Origin of the sequence: Thioalkalivibrio sp. ALJ7 (assembly GCF_000376865.1) — a bacterium.
Lineage (GTDB): Bacteria > Pseudomonadota > Gammaproteobacteria > Ectothiorhodospirales > Ectothiorhodospiraceae > Thioalkalivibrio.
Map to the genome: position 1 here is coordinate 42,910 of NZ_AQXQ01000007.1, position 20,669 is coordinate 63,578.

Sequence of the window (20,669 nt, forward strand, 5' to 3'; positions counted from 1 at the left end):
TCTCCGAAAACCTGTGTAGCCAGGCTCAAGTTCGTTCCGTTATTCAATGCAGCGACGCATCGGTTCCTTTCAGGCGACCTTCCGGGGAATCAATCCCCAGCATCTTCACCGCAAGCTCCAGCGGGTCCTGCTTGGTGCCAAACTGGTTGTCGATCATCCCAAGACTTATCGACAGGGCCCGGGCATAGTCCGAGTAGGCCTGCACCCAGACCAGATCCGTCACAAACGGCAAGTCCCGGTAAAACCCCTCCTCGGCCAACGCGTCATAGAACCACCGACGCGCCCCCTCGATCGCCCCCACCGACTCTCCAATGGGAATGGATCGGAGCGTGTCATTGCCGCGGATGAACTCCCGCAATGAACCGGTCGTCGTCGACGTGTCCCAAACCCAACGACAGGCCATCGGCACTGCCTCCGGGTCCGCGAAGTGCAGGATTTCGGCTCCGAAATCCCACATCGCACGACGCAACTTCTTGTCGTCGGCCGCCAGATCGGCGAACGCCGCCAGGCGGGTATTCACGTCGACATCCGGCCGAACCAACGCCCGTACGCCATCCACCAGGGCCCCTTGGCGCTCGGCCATCAGGGTGGTGAGCTTCCGGCGAACCGAAAACACGAGACCACCGAGGGTTCGGACATCTTCCGCCTCGATGGCATCGCCTTTGGCCACCACGCCCGCAAACACCTCGTGCTTGGAGCGCAATGCTTCGATAAAGGTCTCCAGCCCGTCGACCCCACCCGCTTCGGCGATGGCCTCTCTCAGACTGGAAAGCTTCGTCGCGAGGATCTCCTTGTCAAAGGTAACCTCAAGCGGCTCCGGGGCGAGACCCGACGCCACTTCGTCGCTGACGACCTCAGCCGGCTTTTTGAACCAGCGCATGCAGATCCGCAACCGCGCGGCCACCGGCGGCGGCACCCTGGGCGATCGAATCGTCGATCGTTTCGGGACCGTAGGCCGCACCGCAGGAGTAGATGCCCTTGCGGGTGGTTCCACAGGTGTTGGTGTACTGCTCGGCGCGCTCCAGGAAGCCGTGCTTCTCGAGACCCACACCGAAGACCTGCGAGATCTCGGGGTTGTCGGCGTTCGGGTCCATGCCAATGGCATGCACCACGATGTCGAACGGAATCACGATCGGACGCTTGACCAGAGTGTCTTCGCCCTTGACCAACAGACGGCCATCGCCGGAGGCAGTGACTTCCGCGATACGGGCCTTGACGAACTTGGTCTTAAACTCTTCCTGGGACTTCCAGTAGAACTTGTCTTCGTAGAGGCCGAAGGTACGGATGTCCATGTAGTAGATGAACACGTCCGTCTCGGGCGAGATCTCCTTGATCTCCATGGCCAGGTTCGCGGAAACGGTGCAGCAGATCTTGGAGCACCATTCGCGACCGATCTGGCGGTCACGGGAACCGACGCACAGCAGGATACAGACCCGTTCCGGCACTCGGCCATCGGACGGGCAGGCGATCTTGCCGCTGGCGACCATCTGTTCCATCTGGGTAGTGGTCAGGACGTCTTCATAGGTCCCGAAGCCCCACTCCGGCTTGTTGATGGAATCGAAATGGGTAAAGCCCGTGGCCAGCACGACGGCACCGGCCTGGACCGACTCGCCGTTGGTCAGGGTCGCGGTGAAGTTCCCCGCTTCGCCTTCCAGCTTCTCGACCTTGGCACCCTTGTGCACGGTGGAGTTGGCATCGTCTTCGACGCGCTTGACCATGCGGCCGATGGCGTCCTTCGCCCACTCGCCGGAAGGTACCAGCTTGGCGTAGCCCGACAGGATCGGGGCGCCACCCAGGACGTCTTCCTTCTCGACGACCACCGCCTTGTAACCGGCGGAGTTCACATTCGCGGCGGCAGCCAGACCGGCCGGGCCACCCCCTACTACTAGAACGGTATCTTGCTGCATCAGACCTTGCCCCCGTAAGCGAGTTCAGGATTGTAGAGGTATTCGATATTGCCGGCCTCGACCTCCTTCAGGTACTCCTGGAAGGTCTTCTTGGCCTCGGACCAGGACATGCCCATCTTCTCGACCAGGTCCTCGCAGGGCGAAGCGTGCCACTGCAGCTGGACGATCTTGAACGGGTCCGCACCGCAGGCCAGGGCCGCGAACTGGACTTCCGCCATGATCGGAATCTGGAAGTTCTGATTGTGGGCCTTGCCGATCCACTGGTTCTTGTCCATCGTCGTGACGCAGCCGGTGTCGTTGGCGAGCATCACGTCGGCGTTGGCTTCTTCACGAGCCACACGGATCTTGCGGTCCATCGTGAACGAGCGGGTGAACTCGCGCTCGGAGATGATGTGACGGAAGCCGAAGCCGCAGCAGTCGTACCAGGTCGAGTAATCGATCACCTGGGCACCCAGCGCCTGGGCGGTGGAGGTAATGATCGCGGTACGGTTGCCGCCGAGAACGGACGGATCGTAGACCGCATCTTCGTGGACCATCTTGTAGTAATGGCAGGCCACGTGAGCGGTGGTACGGATGTTGGAGACGTCGATCGTCTGCAGCTCGGAAGCGATGCGGTTACGCATCACATGCACCCACTCGGAGTAGTGGATGATCTCTTCCGGGATGACCAGCTTGCCGTCGACCAGGCGACCCAGCTTGCCGAGGATCTTGGTGACCTTCTCGCGCAGCTCGGCGGACTCGACCAGATACTTGCGGATCTCCTTGTAGTTACCGAAGGAGGTGCCGCAATGCACCAGCGGGAAGAAGTGACCCAGCTCGTGACCGTGCTGCTTGCCGGAGACGTAGGACTGGTGGAAGTTGCGCAAGAACACCGCCGCCAGCGATTCGACGTTGCCGATGCCCGAGCCGTGGTAGTTCCACGCGGTGCAGGAGGTCTGGTCGGTCTCGTCGAGGTAGTCTTTGCCCGGCTCGAAGCCGAACTTGTTCATGAACCACAGCAGCGAGGTGGGGTAGCCCGGGATATTCCCGCACTGACCACAGGACTTGTGGTGCCACAACTGCTTGGTCGGGACCTTCTTCTCCCAGCCGAACAGGGTGTTCACCGAGATCGGCTCGTGCTGATCCTCGATGCGGTGGATGATGATCTGGCCGTCCTTCTCGAGCTCGTACATATGCTCGCGGACGTCATCCATGCGATCACCAAGATCGATGGTGCGGCGGTCGACGTGCTTACGCACCCAATCGGTGGCCTTGACGGCGTCTTCCTTCGACAGATCGGTCGACTGGAAGAAAGAACCGTGACCGGCAATGCCCTGGCCGTCGGTGTTGTGGTAGCCGGGCTTCATGGTGCCGGCACCGGCACCTTCACCATTCTGGTTGTGGTTGCCTGGGGTCTGTTCACTCATAACGCTTCTCCTGATGTCTTGGATGCGGGATTCGGGCGACGAATTACTCGTCGTCTTCCTCTTCCTGCTCCTCGAGCCAGTCTTCGTAGTCCTCGCGCTTCTCGTCGATGAAGTCTTCGATCACGTCGAAGAGGTTCTCGTCCATCAGCTCGAGGGACTTCAAGACGCCGGTCATTTCCCAGATGGTGTACATCTCGACCGAGGTCTTCAGGGACACTTCCCAGGCGGTCTCGACCGTCTGCAGCGTCTTCACCGGAATCGCCTTGCGCAGGATGCGCAGGTCGCCTTCCACTTTCTGGATGTTGGGGCCCCAGTCGGGGAAGTGATCGGGCTGGATCATGTCGGGAGACAGCTGGTTACCCGTGGTGATCAGCTTGAGCATCACGCGGCCGAACGGACGGAGCACGTCCTTGGCCGACTGCATCTCGTGCTTGATGGCCACTTCGCGCATGATCGCGACCAGGCCACCAGGAGAGTTCTTGAACGGGCAGCGCGCTGCACAGGTCATGCACTGGGCGCAGGCCCAGATCTTTTCCTGCATCGCGTCGTAGATCTGTTCGACGTTTTCGGTCCAGAGCAGCTGGACGATCTCGCGCGGCGAGTAATCGTAGAACTGAGCGGACGGGCACGTCGCCGTGCAAATCCCGCAGTTCAGGCAGCCATTGAGCTCGTGGTCGTAGCGAAAATCTCCACGGATATCGTCGAAGATTTGCTGCATCTCAGCGTATGTCGCCATATCTCACACCTCTTCGCTTTTGGCGATGCAGGTTTCTTGTGAACCTTGCGCAGCCAGCCTAGACCTCGTCCAGGCACCAATCCAGTTACCGCATGGCAACCGTCGTTATTCAGGATTCGGGGCGACAACCCTTGCGGATTGCCGCCCCGAATCAAGCGCTTGAAACGCCTTAGCCCTTCTTCACGAGGAAGTAGAACTTGCCGCCTTCTTCCTTATGCTCCATCAGCTCGTTACCGGTCTGCTTGGAGAAGGCCTGGAAGTCCTTCACGGCGCCCGGGTCGGTGGCGATGATGTGCAGCACCTGACCGGCGTCCATCGCGGCGAGCGCCTTCTTGGCGCGCAGGATGGGCAGGGGGCAGTTCAGGCCGGAAGCATCGAGTTCTTGATCAAAGTTGGCCATCGTTTCTCTCCTTTGAGTGCGATTTATCAGCGGGTACTGCGGTCCGGATTGGGCCTTGGGTACGGCAGCCACTACCGAACAGTCACCAACCGAATTCCCCCTTATAGGCGAATCGGCATCGGAATACAACCGAATTCTAATCCGGACTTACCACCGGTTTGCCGGTCTGGGCCCAGCCCACAATGCCACCACGCAGGCTGCTCGCGTCCTCAATACCCTGTTGCGCGAGAAAGGCACAGGCCTGGGCTGAACGTGCTCCACTCTGGCAGTAAATCACCAGAGGCGTATCGGTACCGGACAGCTCATCCTTACGCATCGGCAAAGTGACCAGCGGTACCAGTTCCGCCCCGGGGATCACGCCGCGCCCGGTCTCACCGGGGGAGCGCACGTCGATCAGGCGAAACGCCTTGCCTTCGTTGCGCCACTGCTCCAGTTCATCCGGGGTGATCTCGGTAAATCCGTACACACTGTGCTCCGGGGTCGTTACAGGGAACCGAACTCTCAGCGCGAGCGTCACAATTTGAACGGACTCACGGAGGAGTGGGCGCGGAGCATAGCGAAACCCAGCGGAAATGCAAATCCGGGTTTCCCCAACCGGACAAGCGGTGGGTGGGTGGTCGCCCACGGCTAAAAGTTCTGCTATCGTCCCCCCCGCTTTAGAAAACGCTGATGCATAATGTCAGCTTCATTGCTTCGCGGAGGATACCCCGGTGGACAAGAGCGAATTCGAAGTGGACGGCCACTACGCCGTCACGCTGAAAGACGAAAATGGCAAGCTGCGCCCGGCCAACATCTACGTGCACGACATGCAGGACGGCTACATGATCGTGCGCCGGACCTCCGGCGGTGACGTTGGCCTGCTGTTCAAGCTGGGCTACGAAGACGTCATCAAGAAGGTCCGCACCCACAAGGTGCTGGATCGCAAGAAGTTCATGATCCCGGCTGCGATGCTCAAGCCGAAGCTGTGGGAAACCCGTGACAGCATGCGCACCTATTCGTCGGCTCCGGGGCTTGGCAAGTAAGAGCCCCTCCCGGCATGTCCGCAGACGGGGGCTGGCGCCCGCCAGCCCCTGCGGCATGCCCTCCTTTGTCTGGTTTTTCCTCGCCGCATTCCTGGTCTTTGCCAGTGTAGGCACTGGGCCTGCCCAGGGTAGCGGGGTCTCCCTGCCCGATCTTGGCGAGGCCTCCGGTGGGGTCCTCACCCCTGCGGAAGAACGCGAACTCGGCCGTTCGCTGTTACGCGAGGTCCGCCGCACCGCCCCGTTGGTGACCGATCCCGAGATCGTGTTCTATATCGACTCGCTCGGGCGGCAGCTGCTGACCAATGCAGCCAATGCCGATGGCCCCTTCTATTTCCTGACGATCGACAACAGCCAGGTCAACGCCTTCGCCATGCCCGGCGGCATTATTGGCGTGCATGCAGGCCTGATGCTAGAAGTCCGCGACGAGGCGGAACTGGCGGCCGTTCTTGCGCACGAGATTGCCCACGTCACCCAACGTCACCTCGCACGCATGTTCGCGCGCGGACGCGATATTAACTTCACCACCGGGCTCGCGATCCTCGCCGGCATTCTTGCCTCCGCGGTAGACCCCACGCTGGGCTCCGCGGTCATCACCGGCGGGGTCGCCGGCGGCATCCAGCAACAGATCAACTTCACCCGCGCGAACGAAGCCGAAGCCGACCGTGCAGGGATGCAGATTTTGCAGGGTACCGGCTTCGACCCCCACGCCATGGCCGATTTCTTCGAACGCCTGCAGGAGCTCTCCCGCGGTGTCGGGACCCAGGTACCCGAATATCTGCGCACCCACCCGGTCACCCTTGACCGGATCACCGATGCCCGCAACCGCGCCAGCCAGATGGCAGCCAGCGACACCCGTGATCGGGGCCCCGAATTTAGCTGGATGCAGGCGCGCATGAAGGCCCTGAAAGATCCCCGGCGCGCGCTGGAACGTTTCCGCGCGACGAGCGAGCCCTCCGCAGCTCAACGCTATGGGGCGGCGGTGGCGTTTCTGGAACGCGGCGACCCCGGCGCAGCCCGCGAACAACTGGAACGCATTGAGGCCTCGGAAGCCCCAAGCCTGACCCTGGAGCTGGCCTTCATCGCCGTGCTTCGCGCGGAGAGCGAACACAATGACGCACTCGAACGGCTTCAGGATCTGGATGCGGTATACCCCGGCCACCCGGTCATTCGAGAGCAACTGGCGCGGGTTCATCGGGATCTGGACCAATCCGACCGCGCGATCCGCCTCCTGTCCGACATGATCCGACAGGAGTCTGCCCCCAATCCCGAGCTCCTGCGCCTGCAAGCCGACATTGCGGACGCAGCGGGGTATATTGCGATCAGCCGCGAGGCCATGGCCGAATACTTCTTCCACCGCGCACAGTACGAAGAGGCTGTACGCCAGTTCGAAGCCGCCATGGATGCCTCGGACGCCAGCGAGCGCGACCGTCAGCGGATTGAGCACAAGCGCAATTCGGCCCGCGAGACCGCACGCGACGCGCGTGAAGGAAGAAGATAAAAAATACCCGTCCCCGGGAATGTTCCCGTGTGGCGGTCCGTCTTAAGCAGCGCCAAGATTACGGCTTCAAACCCACCGACGATCAATCCGGAATAGAGAGGTAGTCTTCCTCATGCACATCTCACGTCGAGAATTCATGCAGTTGCTGGCCGCCGCCAGCGCCGCTGGTTTCCCCCTGGCCACAGCTGCCTGCAGCAACAATAAGGCCGGTACTGCGGGCGACCCCTACGACACTCTGGATCGCTTCGGGAATGTGCATCTGCTGCATTACACCGACTGCCACGCTCAGTTGAAACCAATCTATTTCCGCGAGCCGAACGTGAATCTCGGCGTGGCCGATATGCGCAACCGTCCGCCCCATATCGTTAGTGAGCACTTCCTCAAGCACTACGATATCGAGCGCGACAGCATCTACGCGCACGCCTTCACCAATCTGAACTTCATGGAAGCCGCCGAACAATACGGGCGGGTGGGTGGTTTTGCACACCTGATGACCCTGATCAAGAAGCTGCGTGACTCGCGCCCCAACTCGCTACTGCTGGACGGCGGCGACACCTGGGGCGGCGGTTCCGGTTCCGCGCTGTGGACCAACGCGCAAGACATGGTCGATGCACAGAAAATGCTGGGCATCGACATCATGACCGGCCACTGGGAGTTCACCTACGGCGCCGACCGTGTCGAAGAGGTCGTCAATGGTGACTTCGCCAATGCCGGGATCGACTTCGTCGCTCAGAACGTGCGCGATGTGGACTGGGGTGATCGCGTCTTCAAACCCTACGTGATCCGCGAGCTGAACGGCGTCAACGTCGCCGTGATCGGCCAGGCCTTCCCCTACACCCCGATTGCCAACCCGCGCTGGATGGTCGAGCAGTGGTCCTTCGGCATCCGTCCGGACGACATGCAGGAGCAGGTCACCGCGGCCCGTGCCGAGGGCGCCGAGATCGTGGTCGCCCTGTCGCACAACGGCATGGACGTGGACATCAAGATGGCCGGCATGGTCGAGGGTCTGGACGCCATTATGGGCGGCCACACGCACGACGCCGTCCCGCAGCCGCTGCCCGTGGATCGCCCCGACGGCGGGACTTGCCTGGTCACTAACGCCGGCTCCAACGCCAAGTTCGTCGGCGTGCTGGACTTCGACTTCCGCGACGGCGAGATCAAAGACTGGGAATACCGCCTGGTCCCGGTGTTTTCCGAACTGCTGCGGGAAGACCCGGGCATGGCGACGTACATCCACAACATGCGCAACAGCGAAGTCCGATACAACGGCGAGACCTTCAACATGGAGGAGAAGCTGTCGGAAGAACTGGCGGTTGCCGAGGACCTGCTGTTCCGTCGCGGCAACTTCAACGGCACCTTCGACCAGCTGATCTGCGATGCCCTGATGGACGTCCACGACGCCCAGATCGCATTCTCCCCGGGCTTCCGCTGGGGTACGACCGTGCTGCCGGGCATGCCGATCACCTTCGAGCACATCATGGACCAAACCGGCCTGACCTACCCGGAGACCACACGCAACGCGATGACCGGCTCCCAGATCAAGGACATCCTGGAAGACGTGGCCGACAACCTGTACAACGCCGACCCGTTCTACCAGCAAGGCGGTGACATGGTGCGTGTGGGGGGCCTGAAGTACGCCATCGAGCCCGAGGCCGAGATCGGTAACCGCATCTCCGAGATGGAGCTGGACGGCAAGAAGATCGATCCCGACAAGGAATACGTCGTGGTCGGCTGGGCGAGCGTTCAGCGCGAGCCCGCGGGCGGCACCGGCGCCGACATCTGGGACAGCGTTGCGGACTACCTCCGGTCCAAGGACAGCGTCCGCATCAGCGACCTCAATGAGCCGAAGGTCAAGGGTATTAGCGAGGACAATCTTGGCTACGTCCCGACCACCGAGGACATGTACCGCAAGTCCTAATCAGCGGATAGCACCACCCTTCCGGGTCCGCCCGGAACGCAAAAGCCCCGCAATGCGGGGCTTTTTTGTGGCCGCGTCACGAGAACCGCAGCCAGGTTCGGTCTTCAATCAGACGCTGATCAAACGTTCACCCAGCGTCCACTCGCATCACGGCAGGCGGTACCCGTGATGGTCTCGGGATATCCGTCCATCGTGGCCTCGACCTGGTACTCACGGCAATCCTGTCCGGAGGAGCGATAGGTCCGGGTGGGCGTGGCCTGGTACTGATGCCCGGTATTCGGATTACGCCAGGTCGAACTCTGGCGATCCGGGACCGTCTCCAGCGTACGCGAGACGCGCATCCGGTCGACATCATCCATGCTGCGCCCGACCGAGCCACCGACCGCAGCGCCGGCCAGCGTACCGGCGATGATCGCCGCAGTCCGTCCGCGCCCACCGCCAATCTGGCTACCAATCGCGCCACCGGCCGCCCCGCCGATCAGGGCCCCGGTCTGCTGCTTGCTGATCGTCTGACACCCCGCCAGAAGAGCCACCGCACCCGCCAGCACCAGCGTCATCAGGATTCTGCCTGCCATTTCAAACCTCCTGACGGACACAACCGTCTTGATCGAAAACACGCAACAGCTTATGCCCGCACGTATGAACGGCAGGTGAAGGAAGAGACGCACGGAGGGATCGGGCACGATGCAGAAAGACGCCCACAGCAAAAGCAGGGCACCCAGGCAGGATTAACGAATAGAAAATGGTGGGCCGTGTAGGAATCGAACCTACAACCAATGGATTAAGAGTCCACTGCTCTACCAATTGAGCTAACGGCCCCCGGTACAGAAAAGGGGGATGGGGTGACCGATGGGACTCGAACCCACGACAACCGGAGTCACAATCCGGGACTCTACCAACTGAGCTACGGTCACCACCGTGTCACTGTTCAGGCACTTGTTCGGAGCACGGGCTATGGCGCGCCCGGCAGGACTCGAACCTGCAACCGTCGGCTTAGAAGGCCGATGCTCTATCCGGTTGAGCTACGAGCGCGTTACCGCCGAGCATTAGGGCCATGGCACCTGGTTCGAGCGTTGCTCGGGAGCCATGGTCGGGGTAGAGGGATTCGAACCCCCGACATCCTGCTCCCAAAGCAGGCGCGCTACCAGACTGCGCTATACCCCGTTGAGCCGTCCCCACTAAAGGGCCTACACAGCGAGCGCCGAATGTTAGCCCCGCTGACGGCTCCCGGTCAAGGTGAAACGCGAAATTGCGCCCCGGGTCAAGCCCACTCGCCGTACGCTCGTGGTACTGTTCGCAGATCGCGCGCGTGGCTCTCGTCAAGGAGGACATGGATGCTCAACTGGGTCGCCAACACGGCCATCGTACTAGGGGCTGTGGGTCTCCTTTATGCTCAGTGGAAGCTCGCCCTGCTATTGCGCGAACTCCCCGAAAGCCGAGTCCGGACCGGCTGGAAGATGATGTTCTTCTTAGTCCCAGTGTTTGCGCTGGGCTACTTCGGCTATATCCCGCTGAACTGGGGCCTATATCAGGGCCTTCCGGATCTACTTGTCCCTGCGATCTTTCTCCTGGGCGGCTGCTTCGTCTGCACCGTGGTGGCGCTGACCCACAGCTCGGTGGAAAAAATTCGGCACATCACGCGCCTGGAACACGAATCCATTACCGACCCACTGACCGGCTTATTCAATCGCCGACACATGGATCGCCGTCTAGAGGAGGAAGTCTCCCGTGCGCGCCGTTATGAGCAGCCTCTATCGGCGGTGATGCTGGACATCGACGGATTCAAAGTGATTAATGACCGCCTCGGGCACCTCGTGGGCGATTACATCCTGACCACCATCGCCCAGCGTCTACAGAAGGTATTGCGGCGCTCCGACCTCCCTGCGCGCTTCGGTGGCGAGGAGTTCGTTGTTATTGCGCCCCATACCGACCTTGATGCCGCGTTGACTCTGGGCGAGAAGCTTCGCGACGCCATCTCCAGCACCCCGATCACCCTGGCCGGACACCAGGCCGCTCCGCCCTGCGCACCGGACGAGCTGACCGTGACCGTCAGCGCCGGCATTGCCACCCTGGACACGCACCCACAATCCCGAGATACCGGCGAGACCCTGATTGGACGCGCTGACGACGCGCTCTATCGCGCCAAGCAGGACGGCCGCAACCGCTGCGAGGCCAGCCCCGCCGCTTCAGGTCTTTCGGCCGCCCTGTAGGCCAACTGGACGGCTCCGCAGTCACCCGCGCCGGGAACGATTGTCCGCCCACCCCGGCTTGAGCACCCGCCCCTGGCGTGGGAAGATCGCGGGCATTCCTTCCAAGGCGAGACCCCATGACGGCCCAGATCATCGACGGACGCGCAATTGGCCAGACCCATCGCGCCCGTATCGCGACCGAGATCGAATCCATGACGGCGCGGGATCTGCGGCCGCCGGGTCTAGCGGTGGTTCTGGTCGGGACCAACCCGGCCTCCGAGGTCTACGTGCGCAACAAGCGCAAGGCCTGCGAACAGGTGGGTGTCGTCTCGCACTCCTACGACCTGCCCGCCGGCACGCCCCAAACCGACCTGCTGGCGCTGATCGACCAGCTCAATGCCGACCGCACCATCGACGGCATCCTGGTCCAGCTTCCACTGCCGGATCACATCGATCCCGAGACGGTGATCGAGCGCATCTCCCCGGCCAAGGACGTAGACGGCTTCCATCCGTACAACGTCGGCCGTCTGGTCGCCCGTGTGCCGCGCCTGCGCCCCTGCACACCCTGGGGCGTGATCCAGCTACTGCGACATATCGAGGAACCGTTCAAGGGGCGTACCGCCTGCGTGATCGGGGCCTCCAACATCGTCGGCCGCCCCATGGCGCTCGAGCTGTTGCTCGCTGGCGCCACGCCGACCATCTGCCACCGCTTCACCCCGGACACGGCGGCTATTGCCCGGCAGTCCGACATCATCGTGGCGGCCGTGGGCAAACCGGGGCTGGTCAAGGGGGACTGGATCAAGGAAGGTGCCACGGTGATCGACATCGGCATCAACCGCCGGGACGACGGCACGCTGACGGGCGACGTGGAATTCGATGCCGCGGCGGAAAAGGCCGCGTGGATCACGCCCGTGCCGGGCGGCGTGGGGCCCATGACTGTGGCCATGCTACTGGACAACACCCTGCGCGCCCGCGCCTTCGGGACCCACGAGGCCGCGTAACCGCGGCCCGCAACGCCCACTCCGTTCAAGCCCGGCCGGTTTACACCTCTGCGGCGGCCTCCGCGGCCTGCTGCAGGCGGGCCCGAACCCGCTCACGTCCCAGATACTCCCAGATCCGCGGCAGCTCAGGCCCAAAAGTCTGGCCCGACAGCGCGGCCCGCAGCGGCATGAACAGCTTGCGCCCCTTACGTTCCGTGGCCTGCCCCACGGCCTTGGCCAGGGACGGAAACTCCTCCGCCGCGTCCAGTGCCTCCAAGGCCGCGCGGAAGAAAGCCTCCCCGGCATCCGCCAGCTCCGCTCGAGCACTGTCGCTGTAAGGGACCGGATCGTCCGCAAACGCGGCAACCCACAACGGGGCCTCCTCGGCGCGGGTGATGTTATCCCGCAGCAAGCGCGCCAGTACAGGCCGCTGCTCGGCCGCGACCACTTCCAGAACCCCGGCCTCTTCCAGGTACGTCTGCATCTCGGCATCTGTCAGTTCCCGCAAGGCCTCCGACTGCCAGTGGTCCAGCTGCTGCGGATCATGGCGCGCCGCGCTGTGGCCGATGCGCTCGGAACTGAACCCCGAGGCCAGGGCCTCCGCCGACATCAGTCCCTCGCTCTCGTAGCGATGACCCAGCCGGGCCAGATGATTCAGTATCGCGACCGGAAGGTAGCCCTTCGTCCGCAACTCCTCGACACTGGCGGAGCCATTGCGCTTGGACAGCGGCGCCCCGTCCTGTCCCATTACCAGAGGCAAATGGTGGTAAGCCGGCGCCTCCAGCCCCAGCGCCTCCAGCAACAGCATCTGCCGGGGGGTGTTGGCGATATGGTCCTCACCACGTACCACGTCGGTAACCCCCATCAGGGCATCGTCGATCGCGTTGGAGAAGAAAAAGGCCGGAGTCCCATCGGAACGACGGATCACAAAGTCCCCGATCTCGTCCGTACGAAAGCTGACCGGGCCGCGCACCCCATCCTCGAAGCGAATGGTCCGGCCCAGCGGAACTCGAAAACGCAGGGTGGGCTTTTGGCCCTCGGCCTCGCGGGCGGCGGCCTCTTCCCGACTCAGCCGCGCACAGGTTCCTGGATACCGCGGCGGCTTACCCTGTGCCCGCATGCGCTTGCGCCCACGCTCCAATTCCGCCGCCGAACAGAAACAGGGATAGGCGCGCTCGGCGTCGATCAGTTGCCGGTAATACCCGGCGTAGAGATCCGCACGTTCGGACTGGGCGTAAGGGCCGGCATCGCCCCCGGCACCAAAGCCTTCGTCCCAGTCCAGCCCCAGCCAGCGTAAATCGCGCTGCAGGGCATCGACGAACTCCGCGCGCGACCGCTCGGCGTCGGTATCCTCGATACGCAAGAGAAAGTGGCCGCCCCGGGACCGGGCGAGCAGAGCACTGAACAGGGCCGTGCGGACATTGCCCAGGTGCAGCAGGCCGGTCGGGCTGGGGGCGAAACGGGTTCGAGTCTTCATATTGCTCATCGCGCGCATGGTAGCGGAGCGCCCGCATGCTCACCAGCACCTCGCCCCCACGCACGTTCGGTGCGCTGGCAGCCCCCGTCGGTGGCGGGTACCATTGTCGATCGTTTTTCCTCTGGAGGTCAGCCCCATGCAGCGCATCCGTATCCGCCTCGGCATCGTGCTGGCCACCCTGCTTGTTACCCTTTCTTTGTCAGGAGCCCTCATGGCCGATACCCACCCGCAGGTCGCAATCGAAACCAACCATGGCCGCATCGTGCTGGAGCTGAATGCCGACGCCGCCCCGGAAACGGTCGCCAACTTCCTCTCCTATGTGGATGACGGCTTCTACGACGGCACCATCTTCCATCGCGTAATCCCCGGCTTCATGGTCCAGGGCGGCGGCTTCGACAAGGACATGAACCAGAAGTCCTCCGGCGAGCCGATTCGCAACGAGGCTGACAACGGCCTGAAGAACGAGGTCGGTGCGATCTCCATGGCCCGCACCCAGGATCCGCACTCGGCGACCGCGCAGTTCTTCATCAACGTGAACGACAACGACTTCCTCAACCACACCGCGCCAAACGCCCAGGGCTGGGGCTACGCCGTGTTCGGCAAGGTCGCCGAAGGCATGGATGTCGTGCGCGAAATCGAGGGCGTTCAAACCGGTCGCGCCGGAATGCACCAGGACGTCCCCCAGGAACCCGTCGTAATGGAAAGCGTCAAGCGCGTCGAGGACTGACTCACCCGTGGGTGCCCACGCACCGGCACTGGTCATATCTGACCTGCACCTGGATCGCGAGCCCGGCCCTCTGCTGGACGCCGTGCTCGCCTTCCTTAAGGGGCCCGTGCGCAACGCCTCGGCGCTCTACATCCTGGGCGACCTGTTCGAATACTGGGTCGGCGATGACGCCGGCTTCCCGGCCGCCGAACAACTCGCCGAAGCCCTGCAGACACTCGAGATCCCGGTGGCCTTCATCCATGGCAACCGGGATTTTCTCGTGGGCCCGGACTATGCCGCGCGCGCCGGGATGCAGCTGGCGCCCGAGCCGCTGCATGCGGCCCTGCCCTGCGGGCCCGCCGTGCTGCTGCATGGCGATTCCCTGTGCACCGACGACACCGAGCACATGGCCTTTCGCCAGCAGGTGCGCAGCGGGGAATGGCAGCGCGGATTCCTGGCCCATCCACTGGAGGAGCGCATACGGCAGGCGGAGTCCATGCGCGCCACGAGCCGTGACAGCAGCCGGATGAAGGCCGACGCGATCATGGACGTGAATGCCGGCGCCGTGGCGGACACCTTCCGCGATGCCGATGTCCCGCTGATGATCCATGGCCACACCCACCGCCCCGCGATCCACGACCTGACGGTCGACAGCCAGCCCCGCCAGCGCTGCGTCCTCCCGGCCTGGGACGAGCACCCGGGCTATCTGGAGGTCGCGGCGACCGGTCCCGTCCTGCGCGAGCTGGACGGCTCGCCCTACCCCGCGCACCTGCTGCACGCCTGAACCACCTCCTTCGCGCTGTTGCCCGGCTCGCTCCGGTTCGTCGTCGGTGTTTCCGGCGGATTCGTTCGACCGCCTGCCTTGATGTGACTGGGCCTGGTTCTGCATCCGGTGTTTACGGTGGCTCCGGTCCACATACTGCCAAGCGCTGACTCGCCAGCGCGCCCCGAGTGACTTCTTTGCTCGTGCAAAGAAGTCACCAAGAAACACGCCCGACTGCCGCGACCCCGGCCCGCTGCGCGGGCCGGGGTTTCCCTCGCTCCGAGGCTTTTCGCGGGCGGCGCTGAACTCGCTGCGCCTGCGGCTTCGCTCAGACATCCAGCGCCTTTTTCCCCGCGAAAACCCTCTCCACTCGGCGCGACGACAACGGGGAGGCAGGTCCAAACAACGGCTATCCCAGCGATATAGCCAGTGGATAAAGACTGGGTCTTCGTACATCTTGGGCACGCTCGGCCTTGGGCCGTTGCGTGCCGCGCCCGCGTAGCGGGCGCCAGGGGGCTTTCGGACGGCAATGCCCGTCGTGGTGTCGTGGGGCTGGGATACCTTCTGTCTTGACCTACCCCTCCCGTATGGAGCCCCTTGCGGAAGGGTTCTCGGGCCGGAAGAAGGCGCTGGATGTCTGAGCGAAGCGCAGCGTAGCGAGTTCAGCGCCGCCGGCCAGAGAGCCCTGGAGCAAGGTTCCCGGGCGAAATCCGGGTGCCCTTCTTTGGGTCCTTTCTTGGGCAAGCAAGAAAGGACCTCGGGGCGCGCTGGCGAGTCAGCGCACGGCAGTACGTGGACCGAAGGCACGTAAACACCGGAGGACGAACCAGGACCAGCCACTGCCAGGCCTGACCACAAAACGGCGCAGAGCCAATCGGCTTGATTCTAGGACGACGTTTCGACGGCGGCCTGGGCCTCCAGTTGCGCCATCTCGGTATCGGTGAAGCCGGCGGCACGACGCGCCTCGTGGGCGAAGGGCGGGCGTACGCGGCCCGGCATGTACTCGGCCAGCAGCTCGAGGAACAGCGGCTCGGGGTCAAGCCCGCGTGCATGGGCCAGCTCGCGGAACCAGCGCGTGCCGATCGCCACGTGGGCGACCTCCTCGCGCTGGATGATCTCGAGAAGCGCCACGGTCGCGTGGTCGCCCGCCGCCGTCAGGCGCTCGATCATGCCCGGGGTCACATCCAGCCCGCGCGCCTCCAGCACGCGCGGCACCAGGGCCATGCGGATCATCACGTCGTGGTCGGTCGCAAGTGCGGCCTCCCACAGCCCGTTGTGGGCCGGCAGGTCGCCGTAGTCCGCCCCCAACTCGTTGAGCCGCGCGCGCAACAGGCGGAAATGTCGCGCCTCCTCGACCGCCACCTGCAGCCAGTCACTGACGAACGGCGCCGGCATGTCGCGAAAGCGATAGACGGCATCCAGCGCCAGGTTGATCGCGTTGAACTCGATATGCGCGACCGCGTGCACCAGCGCCACCCGCCCGGCCGTCGTGTGCAATCCGCGCCGCGGCAGGTCCTTCGGGTGCACCAGCACCGGCCGTTCCGGACGTCCGGGTATCTCCATACGCTCCGGACCGGAGCTGGCGACAGCCTCCCCCTCATCGGCCCACCAGGCCTGCATCAGGCCCAGCACACGCTCGCACTTGGTCTCGGGATCGCACTCGCGCAGCGCCATTTCGGCCGCACGGTAGAGATCGGGACCCCCGGGATTGTTGATCGGCTGGCTCATGGCGGCCAAGGATACCCGTTCAGCGCTCGCCGGTCGGCATGCTGCGGCGCAGCGGGATGGAGTTGCCGATGGCCGAGAGCGAGCTGGCGGTCATCGCGATCACGCCGATCATTAGGTGCAGCAGGCCAACCGCGGCGGTGGTACTGGACATCCCCGAATGACCCTGAAGGCGTCGCGTCAGAGCGCGTCCAGGCCACGGGCCAGGTCGCCCTGGATGTCGGCGATGGCTTCGAGCCCGACGGCGATACGCACCAGGCTTTCGGTGATGCCCTGGGCCTCGCGCTTGTCCGGGTCCACCCGGCCGTGAGTGGTGGTGGCCGGGTGGGTGATCGTCGTCTTGGTATCACCCAGATTCGCGGTGATCGAGAGAAAGCGCGTGGCATCGATGACCGACCAGGCGGCCTCGCGTCCGCCCGCCACCTCGAAGCTCAGCACGCCGCCGAAGCCACTTTGCTGGCGCTTGGCGATGGCATGCTGCGGGTGGCTTTCCAGGCCCGGGTAATGGACAGCCGTAACCGCCGGCTGGGCCTGCAGCCATTGCGCCAGCGCCAGGGCATTCTCGCTGTGGGCGCGCATGCGCAGGGCCAGGGTCTCCAGCCCCTTCAGGAAGACCCAGGCATTGAACGGTGAAAGCGTTGGTCCGGCGGTGCGCAGGAACCCGTAGACGTCCTTGCCGACGCGCTCGGCATCGCCGACCACCGCGCCGCCCAGGCAACGGCCCTGGCCATCGAGGAACTTGGTCGCCGAGTGGATGATGATGTCAGCCCCGAGATCCAGCGGGCGCTGAAGGATCGGGGTGCAAAAGCAGTTGTCCACGGCCAGCAGGACATCATGGCGATGCGCGATCTCGGCTAGTGCGGCGATGTCGACCACCTCGCCCAGCGGGTTCGACGGCGTCTCGCAGAAGTACAGCCGCGTGTTTGGCTGCGTGGCCGCTTCCCAGGCCTCGAGATTCGACAGCTCGACGTAGGTCACCTCGACCCCAAAGCGCCCGAGGTAGTTGTTGAACAGCACCGTGGTGGTACCGAACACCGAGCGCGAACAGACCACGTGATCCCCGACCTTCAGAAGCCCCATCATCGTGGCGAGGATCGCGGACATGCCCGAAGCGGTGGCCACGCACGCCTCCCCCCCCTCCAGTGCCGCCAGCCGATCCTGGAAGGTGCGCACGGTGGGGTTGGTAAAGCGCGAGTAGATGTTGCCCGGGCTCTCGCCGCCAAAACGGGCTGCGGCCTCCGCGGCCGAGCCAAACACGAAGCTGGAGGTCGGGAAGATGGCCTCGGAGTGCTCGCCCTCCGGCGTGCGCTGATAGCCATAACGGATGGCTACGGTCTGCGGGTCGTACTCGCCGGGGTTGAAGTCACTTGGGTCAAAATCGGTCATCGGGACATCCTGAGCTGCGCAATACCACAGTGTACCGGGCTCAGCCGATTAACTGCAGGCGATCCGCGACGCGCGTCAGGAGCTCGTAGCTGATGGTGCCGGCCGCGCGCGCCACCCGCTCTACGGGCAGACCCCGACCCCACAGGGTCACCCAATCTCCAACCGCCGCCGAGGGGCAGTCGGTCAGGTCCACCGCGAGCATGTCCATGGACACGCGCCCAACCAGGGGGCACAGAGTGCCGTTGACCAATACCGGCGTACCGGACGGGGCATGACGGGGATAACCATCGGCATAGCCCATCGCGACGATCCCGACCCGCCCAGGGCGCTCGGCACTCCACGTGGCCCCATAGCCAACGGTGCTACCCGGTTCCAGGGGCTGGGTCGCGACCAGGGGTGCCTGCACCGTCATCGCGGGATGCAGATCGGCATCCGGACCTTCCGGGGGTTCGACGGTCGGCACCGTCGCGGGATGGGCGCCGTACAGCATGATGCCCGGACGGGCCCAGCACTGCAGCGTCGGGTCGAGCCCATCGCCCTGCCCCCAGCCGGCGAACAATGCGGCTGAATTGGCCACACTCGCCTGCCCCGAGCGGCCGGCTACGGCCCCTCGGAAGGCGGTCAGTTGAAGGGCGTTCTGTGGATGGTCCGGCTCGTCGGCACAGGCCAGGTGGGTCATCCAGTGCAGCCCGTCGGCCCCATGGCCGGCAGCCTTGAGTCGGCTGGCGACGGGCTCTGCCAAATCGGGGGCAAACCCGAGCCGGTTCATACCCGTGTTCAGCTTCACCCAGACCACCGGAAGGGACACGCTCACCGTCTCGAGAAGGTCCAGCTGGGCGCCCTCGTGTACGACAGGCTGGAGATTGAACTCGGTGCAGGCTTGAAGTTCGCTTGCATCCCTTGGCCCCTGCAGCACCAGCAGCGGCCCCGGGTAGCCGGCCTTGCGCAGGACACGAGCCTCGCCGACCTGGGAGACCGCCAGACCATCACTGGCCTCCGCCAGGGCCTCGGCCGCCCACGTGAGGCCATGCCCGTAACCCTCGGCCTTGACCACGGACCACATCGGGACCGCTGGCGCGAGGTGGCGCGCCACGGACAGGTTGTGCCGGAGGGCATCGGGATGGAGCTGGATGGTGGCCGCGCGTCTCACGCCGTGCCTCAGGCCTCGTGGCCGATCTCGCCGTAGACGTCGGGAGCGTAGTTCTCGAAGCGGGTGAACTGCCCGCGGAACGTCAGGCGCACGGTCCCGATAGGGCCGTTACGCTGTTTGGCGATAATGATCTCGGCCGTGCCCTTATCGGGCGATTCGTCGTTGTAGACCTCGTCACGGTAGACGAAGGCGATCACATCGGCGTCTTGCTCGATGGCCCCGGACTCGCGCAGGTCCGACATGACCGGACGTTTGTTGGGGCGCTGTTCCAGTGAGCGATTGAGCTGTGAAAGCGCAATCATCGGCACGCTCAACTCCTTGGCCAGGGCCTTCAGCCCGCGCGAGATCTCGGAGATCTCGTGGGCACGGCTCTCGCCGCTACCGGGAAACTGCATGAGCTGCAGATAGTCGACCACGATCAGCCCCAGGCCCTTGTGCTCGCGCATCAGACGGCGGGTCCGTGCCCGCAGCTCGGTTGGGCTGAGCGCCGGGCTGTCGTCGATGAACAGGGGCGCCTCGGACAGCATCTGCACCGCGCTGGTCAGCCGCGGCCAATCGCCATCATCCAGACGCCCCGAACGCAGCTTCTGCTGATTGATACGCCCCATGGAGGACAGCAGACGCATCGCCAGCTGTTCGCCAGGCATTTCCATGGAGAAGATCGCGACCGGGGCGGTGTTCTTCATCGCCACGTATTCGGCGATGTTCATCGCGAAACTGGTCTTGCCCATGGAAGGCCGCCCGGCGACGATCACCAAGTCCCCCGGATTCAGCCCGGACGTCAGGTTGTCGAGATCCTGATACCCGGTCGCCAGACCGGTGATCGGGTTTTTGCTCTCGTAGAGGTGCTCGATCTGATCGACGGCCGCGGTGAGCAACGGCTTCATGCCACGGAAACCCTGCGCACCCCGCGCGCCCTGCTCGGCGATGCGGAACACCTTCTGCTCCGCTACGTCCAGCAGCTCCTTGGAGTCGCGGCCTTCGGGGGTAAACGCGGAATCGGCAATCTCGGTGCCGACCGAGATCAGCGAGCGCAGGATGGAACGCTCGCGAACGATGTCGGCATAGGCCACGATATTCGCGGCACTCGGGGTCTCGGATGCAAGACGTCCGAGGTAGGCCATGCCGCCCGCGGACTCCAGCTCGTCCATGCGGTCGAGCTGTTCCGAGACGGTCACCATGTCGAACGGGGCGTTACGATCCGCCAGCGACGACACCGCCCGAAAGATCAGGCGGTGGTCGTGGCGATAGAAGTCTTCTGCGGTGATGCGGTCGGCCACCCGATCCCAGGCACCGTTGTCCAGCATCAGCCCCCCGAGGACCGCCTGCTCGGCCTCCTCGGAATGCGGGGGTACCCGCGGATTCGGGATCATGACCGGGCCGCTCCCGCGAACCCGCCCATGCGC

20 protein-coding genes, 4 tRNA genes and 1 pseudogene are annotated in these 20,669 nt (G+C 64.1%); 8 read left to right on the plus strand and 17 right to left on the minus strand.

All coding sequences use genetic code 11. From position 1 onward, the window contains the following. Positions 1 to 43: 43 nt before the first annotated feature. From D002_RS0102230 to D002_RS0102255, 6 genes are all read right to left on the minus strand, one after another. The gene (locus tag D002_RS0102230) at positions 44 to 916 is read right to left on the minus strand and encodes a hypothetical protein (protein ID WP_026181451.1); all 873 of its coding nucleotides are present in this window, start codon (positions 914 to 916) and stop codon (positions 44 to 46) included. After that, positions 855 to 1,907 carry an FAD-dependent oxidoreductase gene (locus D002_RS0102235; protein ID WP_018140285.1) on the minus strand — a complete coding sequence of 351 codons (1,053 nt, stop codon included), beginning with the start codon at positions 1,905 to 1,907 and terminating at the stop codon, positions 855 to 857. The genes D002_RS0102230 and D002_RS0102235 overlap by 62 nt, the downstream gene beginning before the upstream one ends. Continuing rightward, positions 1,907 to 3,313: a heterodisulfide reductase-related iron-sulfur binding cluster gene (locus D002_RS0102240; protein WP_018140286.1), complete on the minus strand. Its 1,407-nt coding sequence runs from the start codon at positions 3,311 to 3,313 to the stop codon at positions 1,907 to 1,909. Before D002_RS0102240 ends, D002_RS0102235 begins: the two co-directional genes overlap by 1 nt. Before the next feature lie 43 nt (positions 3,314 to 3,356). Then, positions 3,357 to 4,031, minus strand: coding sequence for a 4Fe-4S dicluster domain-containing protein (locus D002_RS0102245; protein ID WP_017941141.1), 675 nt, complete (start codon positions 4,029 to 4,031; stop codon positions 3,357 to 3,359). 187 nt (positions 4,032 to 4,218) lie between these two features. Beyond that, a complete protein-coding gene (locus tag D002_RS0102250; protein ID WP_018140287.1) occupies positions 4,219 to 4,449 on the minus strand; it encodes a sulfurtransferase TusA family protein in 231 nt (76 codons plus the stop codon). A 136-nt stretch (positions 4,450 to 4,585) separates the two neighbouring features. Continuing rightward, complete coding sequence (locus D002_RS0102255; protein WP_018140288.1) at positions 4,586 to 4,915, minus strand: rhodanese-like domain-containing protein; 330 nt, start codon at positions 4,913 to 4,915, stop codon at positions 4,586 to 4,588. A gap of 244 nt (positions 4,916 to 5,159) precedes the next feature. On the opposite strand from D002_RS0102255, the gene D002_RS0102260 reads away from it, so the two are divergent. The 3 genes from D002_RS0102260 to soxB all read left to right on the plus strand — a co-directional run bounded on the left by D002_RS0102260 (position 5,160) and on the right by soxB (position 8,887). Continuing rightward, positions 5,160 to 5,471: a hypothetical protein gene (locus D002_RS0102260; protein ID WP_018140289.1), complete on the plus strand. Its 312-nt coding sequence runs from the start codon at positions 5,160 to 5,162 to the stop codon at positions 5,469 to 5,471. Positions 5,472 to 5,526: 55 nt separating this feature from the next. After that, the gene (locus D002_RS0102265; RefSeq protein ID WP_018140290.1) at positions 5,527 to 6,969 is read left to right on the plus strand and encodes a M48 family metalloprotease; all 1,443 of its coding nucleotides are present in this window, start codon (positions 5,527 to 5,529) and stop codon (positions 6,967 to 6,969) included. A 112-nt stretch (positions 6,970 to 7,081) separates the two neighbouring features. Continuing rightward, positions 7,082 to 8,887 (plus strand): thiosulfohydrolase SoxB, encoded by a 1,806-nt coding sequence (gene soxB / locus D002_RS0102270; protein WP_018140291.1) that lies wholly within the window; start codon positions 7,082 to 7,084, stop codon positions 8,885 to 8,887. A 119-nt stretch (positions 8,888 to 9,006) separates the two neighbouring features. Here soxB and D002_RS0102275 read toward each other — a convergent pair whose 3' ends face one another. The 5 genes from D002_RS0102275 to D002_RS0102295 form a co-directional block, all read right to left on the minus strand. Beyond that, positions 9,007 to 9,462, minus strand: a complete 456-nt coding sequence (locus D002_RS0102275; RefSeq protein WP_018140292.1) for an RT0821/Lpp0805 family surface protein — start codon at positions 9,460 to 9,462, stop codon at positions 9,007 to 9,009. Positions 9,463 to 9,630: 168 nt separating this feature from the next. After that, positions 9,631 to 9,706: transfer RNA gene (locus D002_RS0102280), tRNA-Lys, on the minus strand. A gap of 19 nt (positions 9,707 to 9,725) precedes the next feature. Beyond that, a tRNA-His gene (locus D002_RS0102285) sits at positions 9,726 to 9,801 on the minus strand. Between the two features lie 41 nt (positions 9,802 to 9,842). Further along, positions 9,843 to 9,919 (minus strand) — tRNA-Arg (locus D002_RS0102290). A 55-nt stretch (positions 9,920 to 9,974) separates the two neighbouring features. Next, a tRNA-Pro gene (locus tag D002_RS0102295) sits at positions 9,975 to 10,051 on the minus strand. A gap of 170 nt (positions 10,052 to 10,221) precedes the next feature. Here D002_RS0102295 and D002_RS0102300 point away from each other — a divergent pair. Then, entirely contained in the window at positions 10,222 to 11,097 is an 876-nt protein-coding gene (locus tag D002_RS0102300) for a GGDEF domain-containing protein (RefSeq protein WP_018140293.1), read from the plus strand. Positions 11,098 to 11,213: 116 nt separating this feature from the next. Further along, positions 11,214 to 12,077: a bifunctional methylenetetrahydrofolate dehydrogenase/methenyltetrahydrofolate cyclohydrolase FolD gene (folD, locus tag D002_RS0102305; RefSeq protein WP_018140294.1), complete on the plus strand. Its 864-nt coding sequence runs from the start codon at positions 11,214 to 11,216 to the stop codon at positions 12,075 to 12,077. A 40-nt stretch (positions 12,078 to 12,117) separates the two neighbouring features. On the opposite strand, the gene gltX is transcribed toward folD, so the two are convergent. Further along, the gene (gene gltX, locus D002_RS0102310; RefSeq protein WP_026181453.1) at positions 12,118 to 13,551 is read right to left on the minus strand and encodes a glutamate--tRNA ligase; all 1,434 of its coding nucleotides are present in this window, start codon (positions 13,549 to 13,551) and stop codon (positions 12,118 to 12,120) included. 193 nt (positions 13,552 to 13,744) lie between these two features. On the opposite strand from gltX, the gene D002_RS0102315 reads away from it, so the two are divergent. From D002_RS0102315 to D002_RS13925, 3 genes and pseudogenes are all read left to right on the plus strand, one after another. Further along, positions 13,745 to 14,260 (plus strand): peptidylprolyl isomerase, encoded by a 516-nt coding sequence (locus D002_RS0102315; RefSeq protein WP_026181454.1) that lies wholly within the window; start codon positions 13,745 to 13,747, stop codon positions 14,258 to 14,260. A 7-nt stretch (positions 14,261 to 14,267) separates the two neighbouring features. Then, positions 14,268 to 15,023 carry a UDP-2,3-diacylglucosamine diphosphatase gene (locus D002_RS0102320; RefSeq protein WP_018140297.1) on the plus strand — a complete coding sequence of 252 codons (756 nt, stop codon included), beginning with the start codon at positions 14,268 to 14,270 and terminating at the stop codon, positions 15,021 to 15,023. Between the two features lie 412 nt (positions 15,024 to 15,435). Then, positions 15,436 to 15,643 (plus strand): annotated as a pseudogene (locus D002_RS13925) (hypothetical protein). A gap of 244 nt (positions 15,644 to 15,887) precedes the next feature. On the opposite strand, the gene D002_RS0102325 reads toward D002_RS13925, so the two are convergent. From D002_RS0102325 to dnaB, 5 genes are read right to left on the minus strand one after another with little or no spacing between them, the layout of a single operon-like run. Next, positions 15,888 to 16,730: a ferritin-like domain-containing protein gene (locus D002_RS0102325; protein ID WP_018140298.1), complete on the minus strand. Its 843-nt coding sequence runs from the start codon at positions 16,728 to 16,730 to the stop codon at positions 15,888 to 15,890. A gap of 19 nt (positions 16,731 to 16,749) precedes the next feature. Then, positions 16,750 to 16,881, minus strand: a complete 132-nt coding sequence (locus D002_RS13880) for a hypothetical protein (RefSeq protein WP_018140299.1) — start codon at positions 16,879 to 16,881, stop codon at positions 16,750 to 16,752. Between the two features lie 26 nt (positions 16,882 to 16,907). Then, positions 16,908 to 18,113 carry an O-succinylhomoserine sulfhydrylase gene (locus D002_RS0102335; RefSeq protein ID WP_018140300.1) on the minus strand — a complete coding sequence of 402 codons (1,206 nt, stop codon included), beginning with the start codon at positions 18,111 to 18,113 and terminating at the stop codon, positions 16,908 to 16,910. A gap of 40 nt (positions 18,114 to 18,153) precedes the next feature. Next, the gene (gene alr, locus D002_RS0102340) at positions 18,154 to 19,263 is read right to left on the minus strand and encodes an alanine racemase (protein ID WP_018140301.1); all 1,110 of its coding nucleotides are present in this window, start codon (positions 19,261 to 19,263) and stop codon (positions 18,154 to 18,156) included. A gap of 8 nt (positions 19,264 to 19,271) precedes the next feature. Continuing rightward, positions 19,272 to 20,636 carry a replicative DNA helicase gene (dnaB, locus tag D002_RS0102345; RefSeq protein ID WP_018140302.1) on the minus strand — a complete coding sequence of 455 codons (1,365 nt, stop codon included), beginning with the start codon at positions 20,634 to 20,636 and terminating at the stop codon, positions 19,272 to 19,274. Between the last annotated feature and the right edge of the window lie 33 nt (positions 20,637 to 20,669).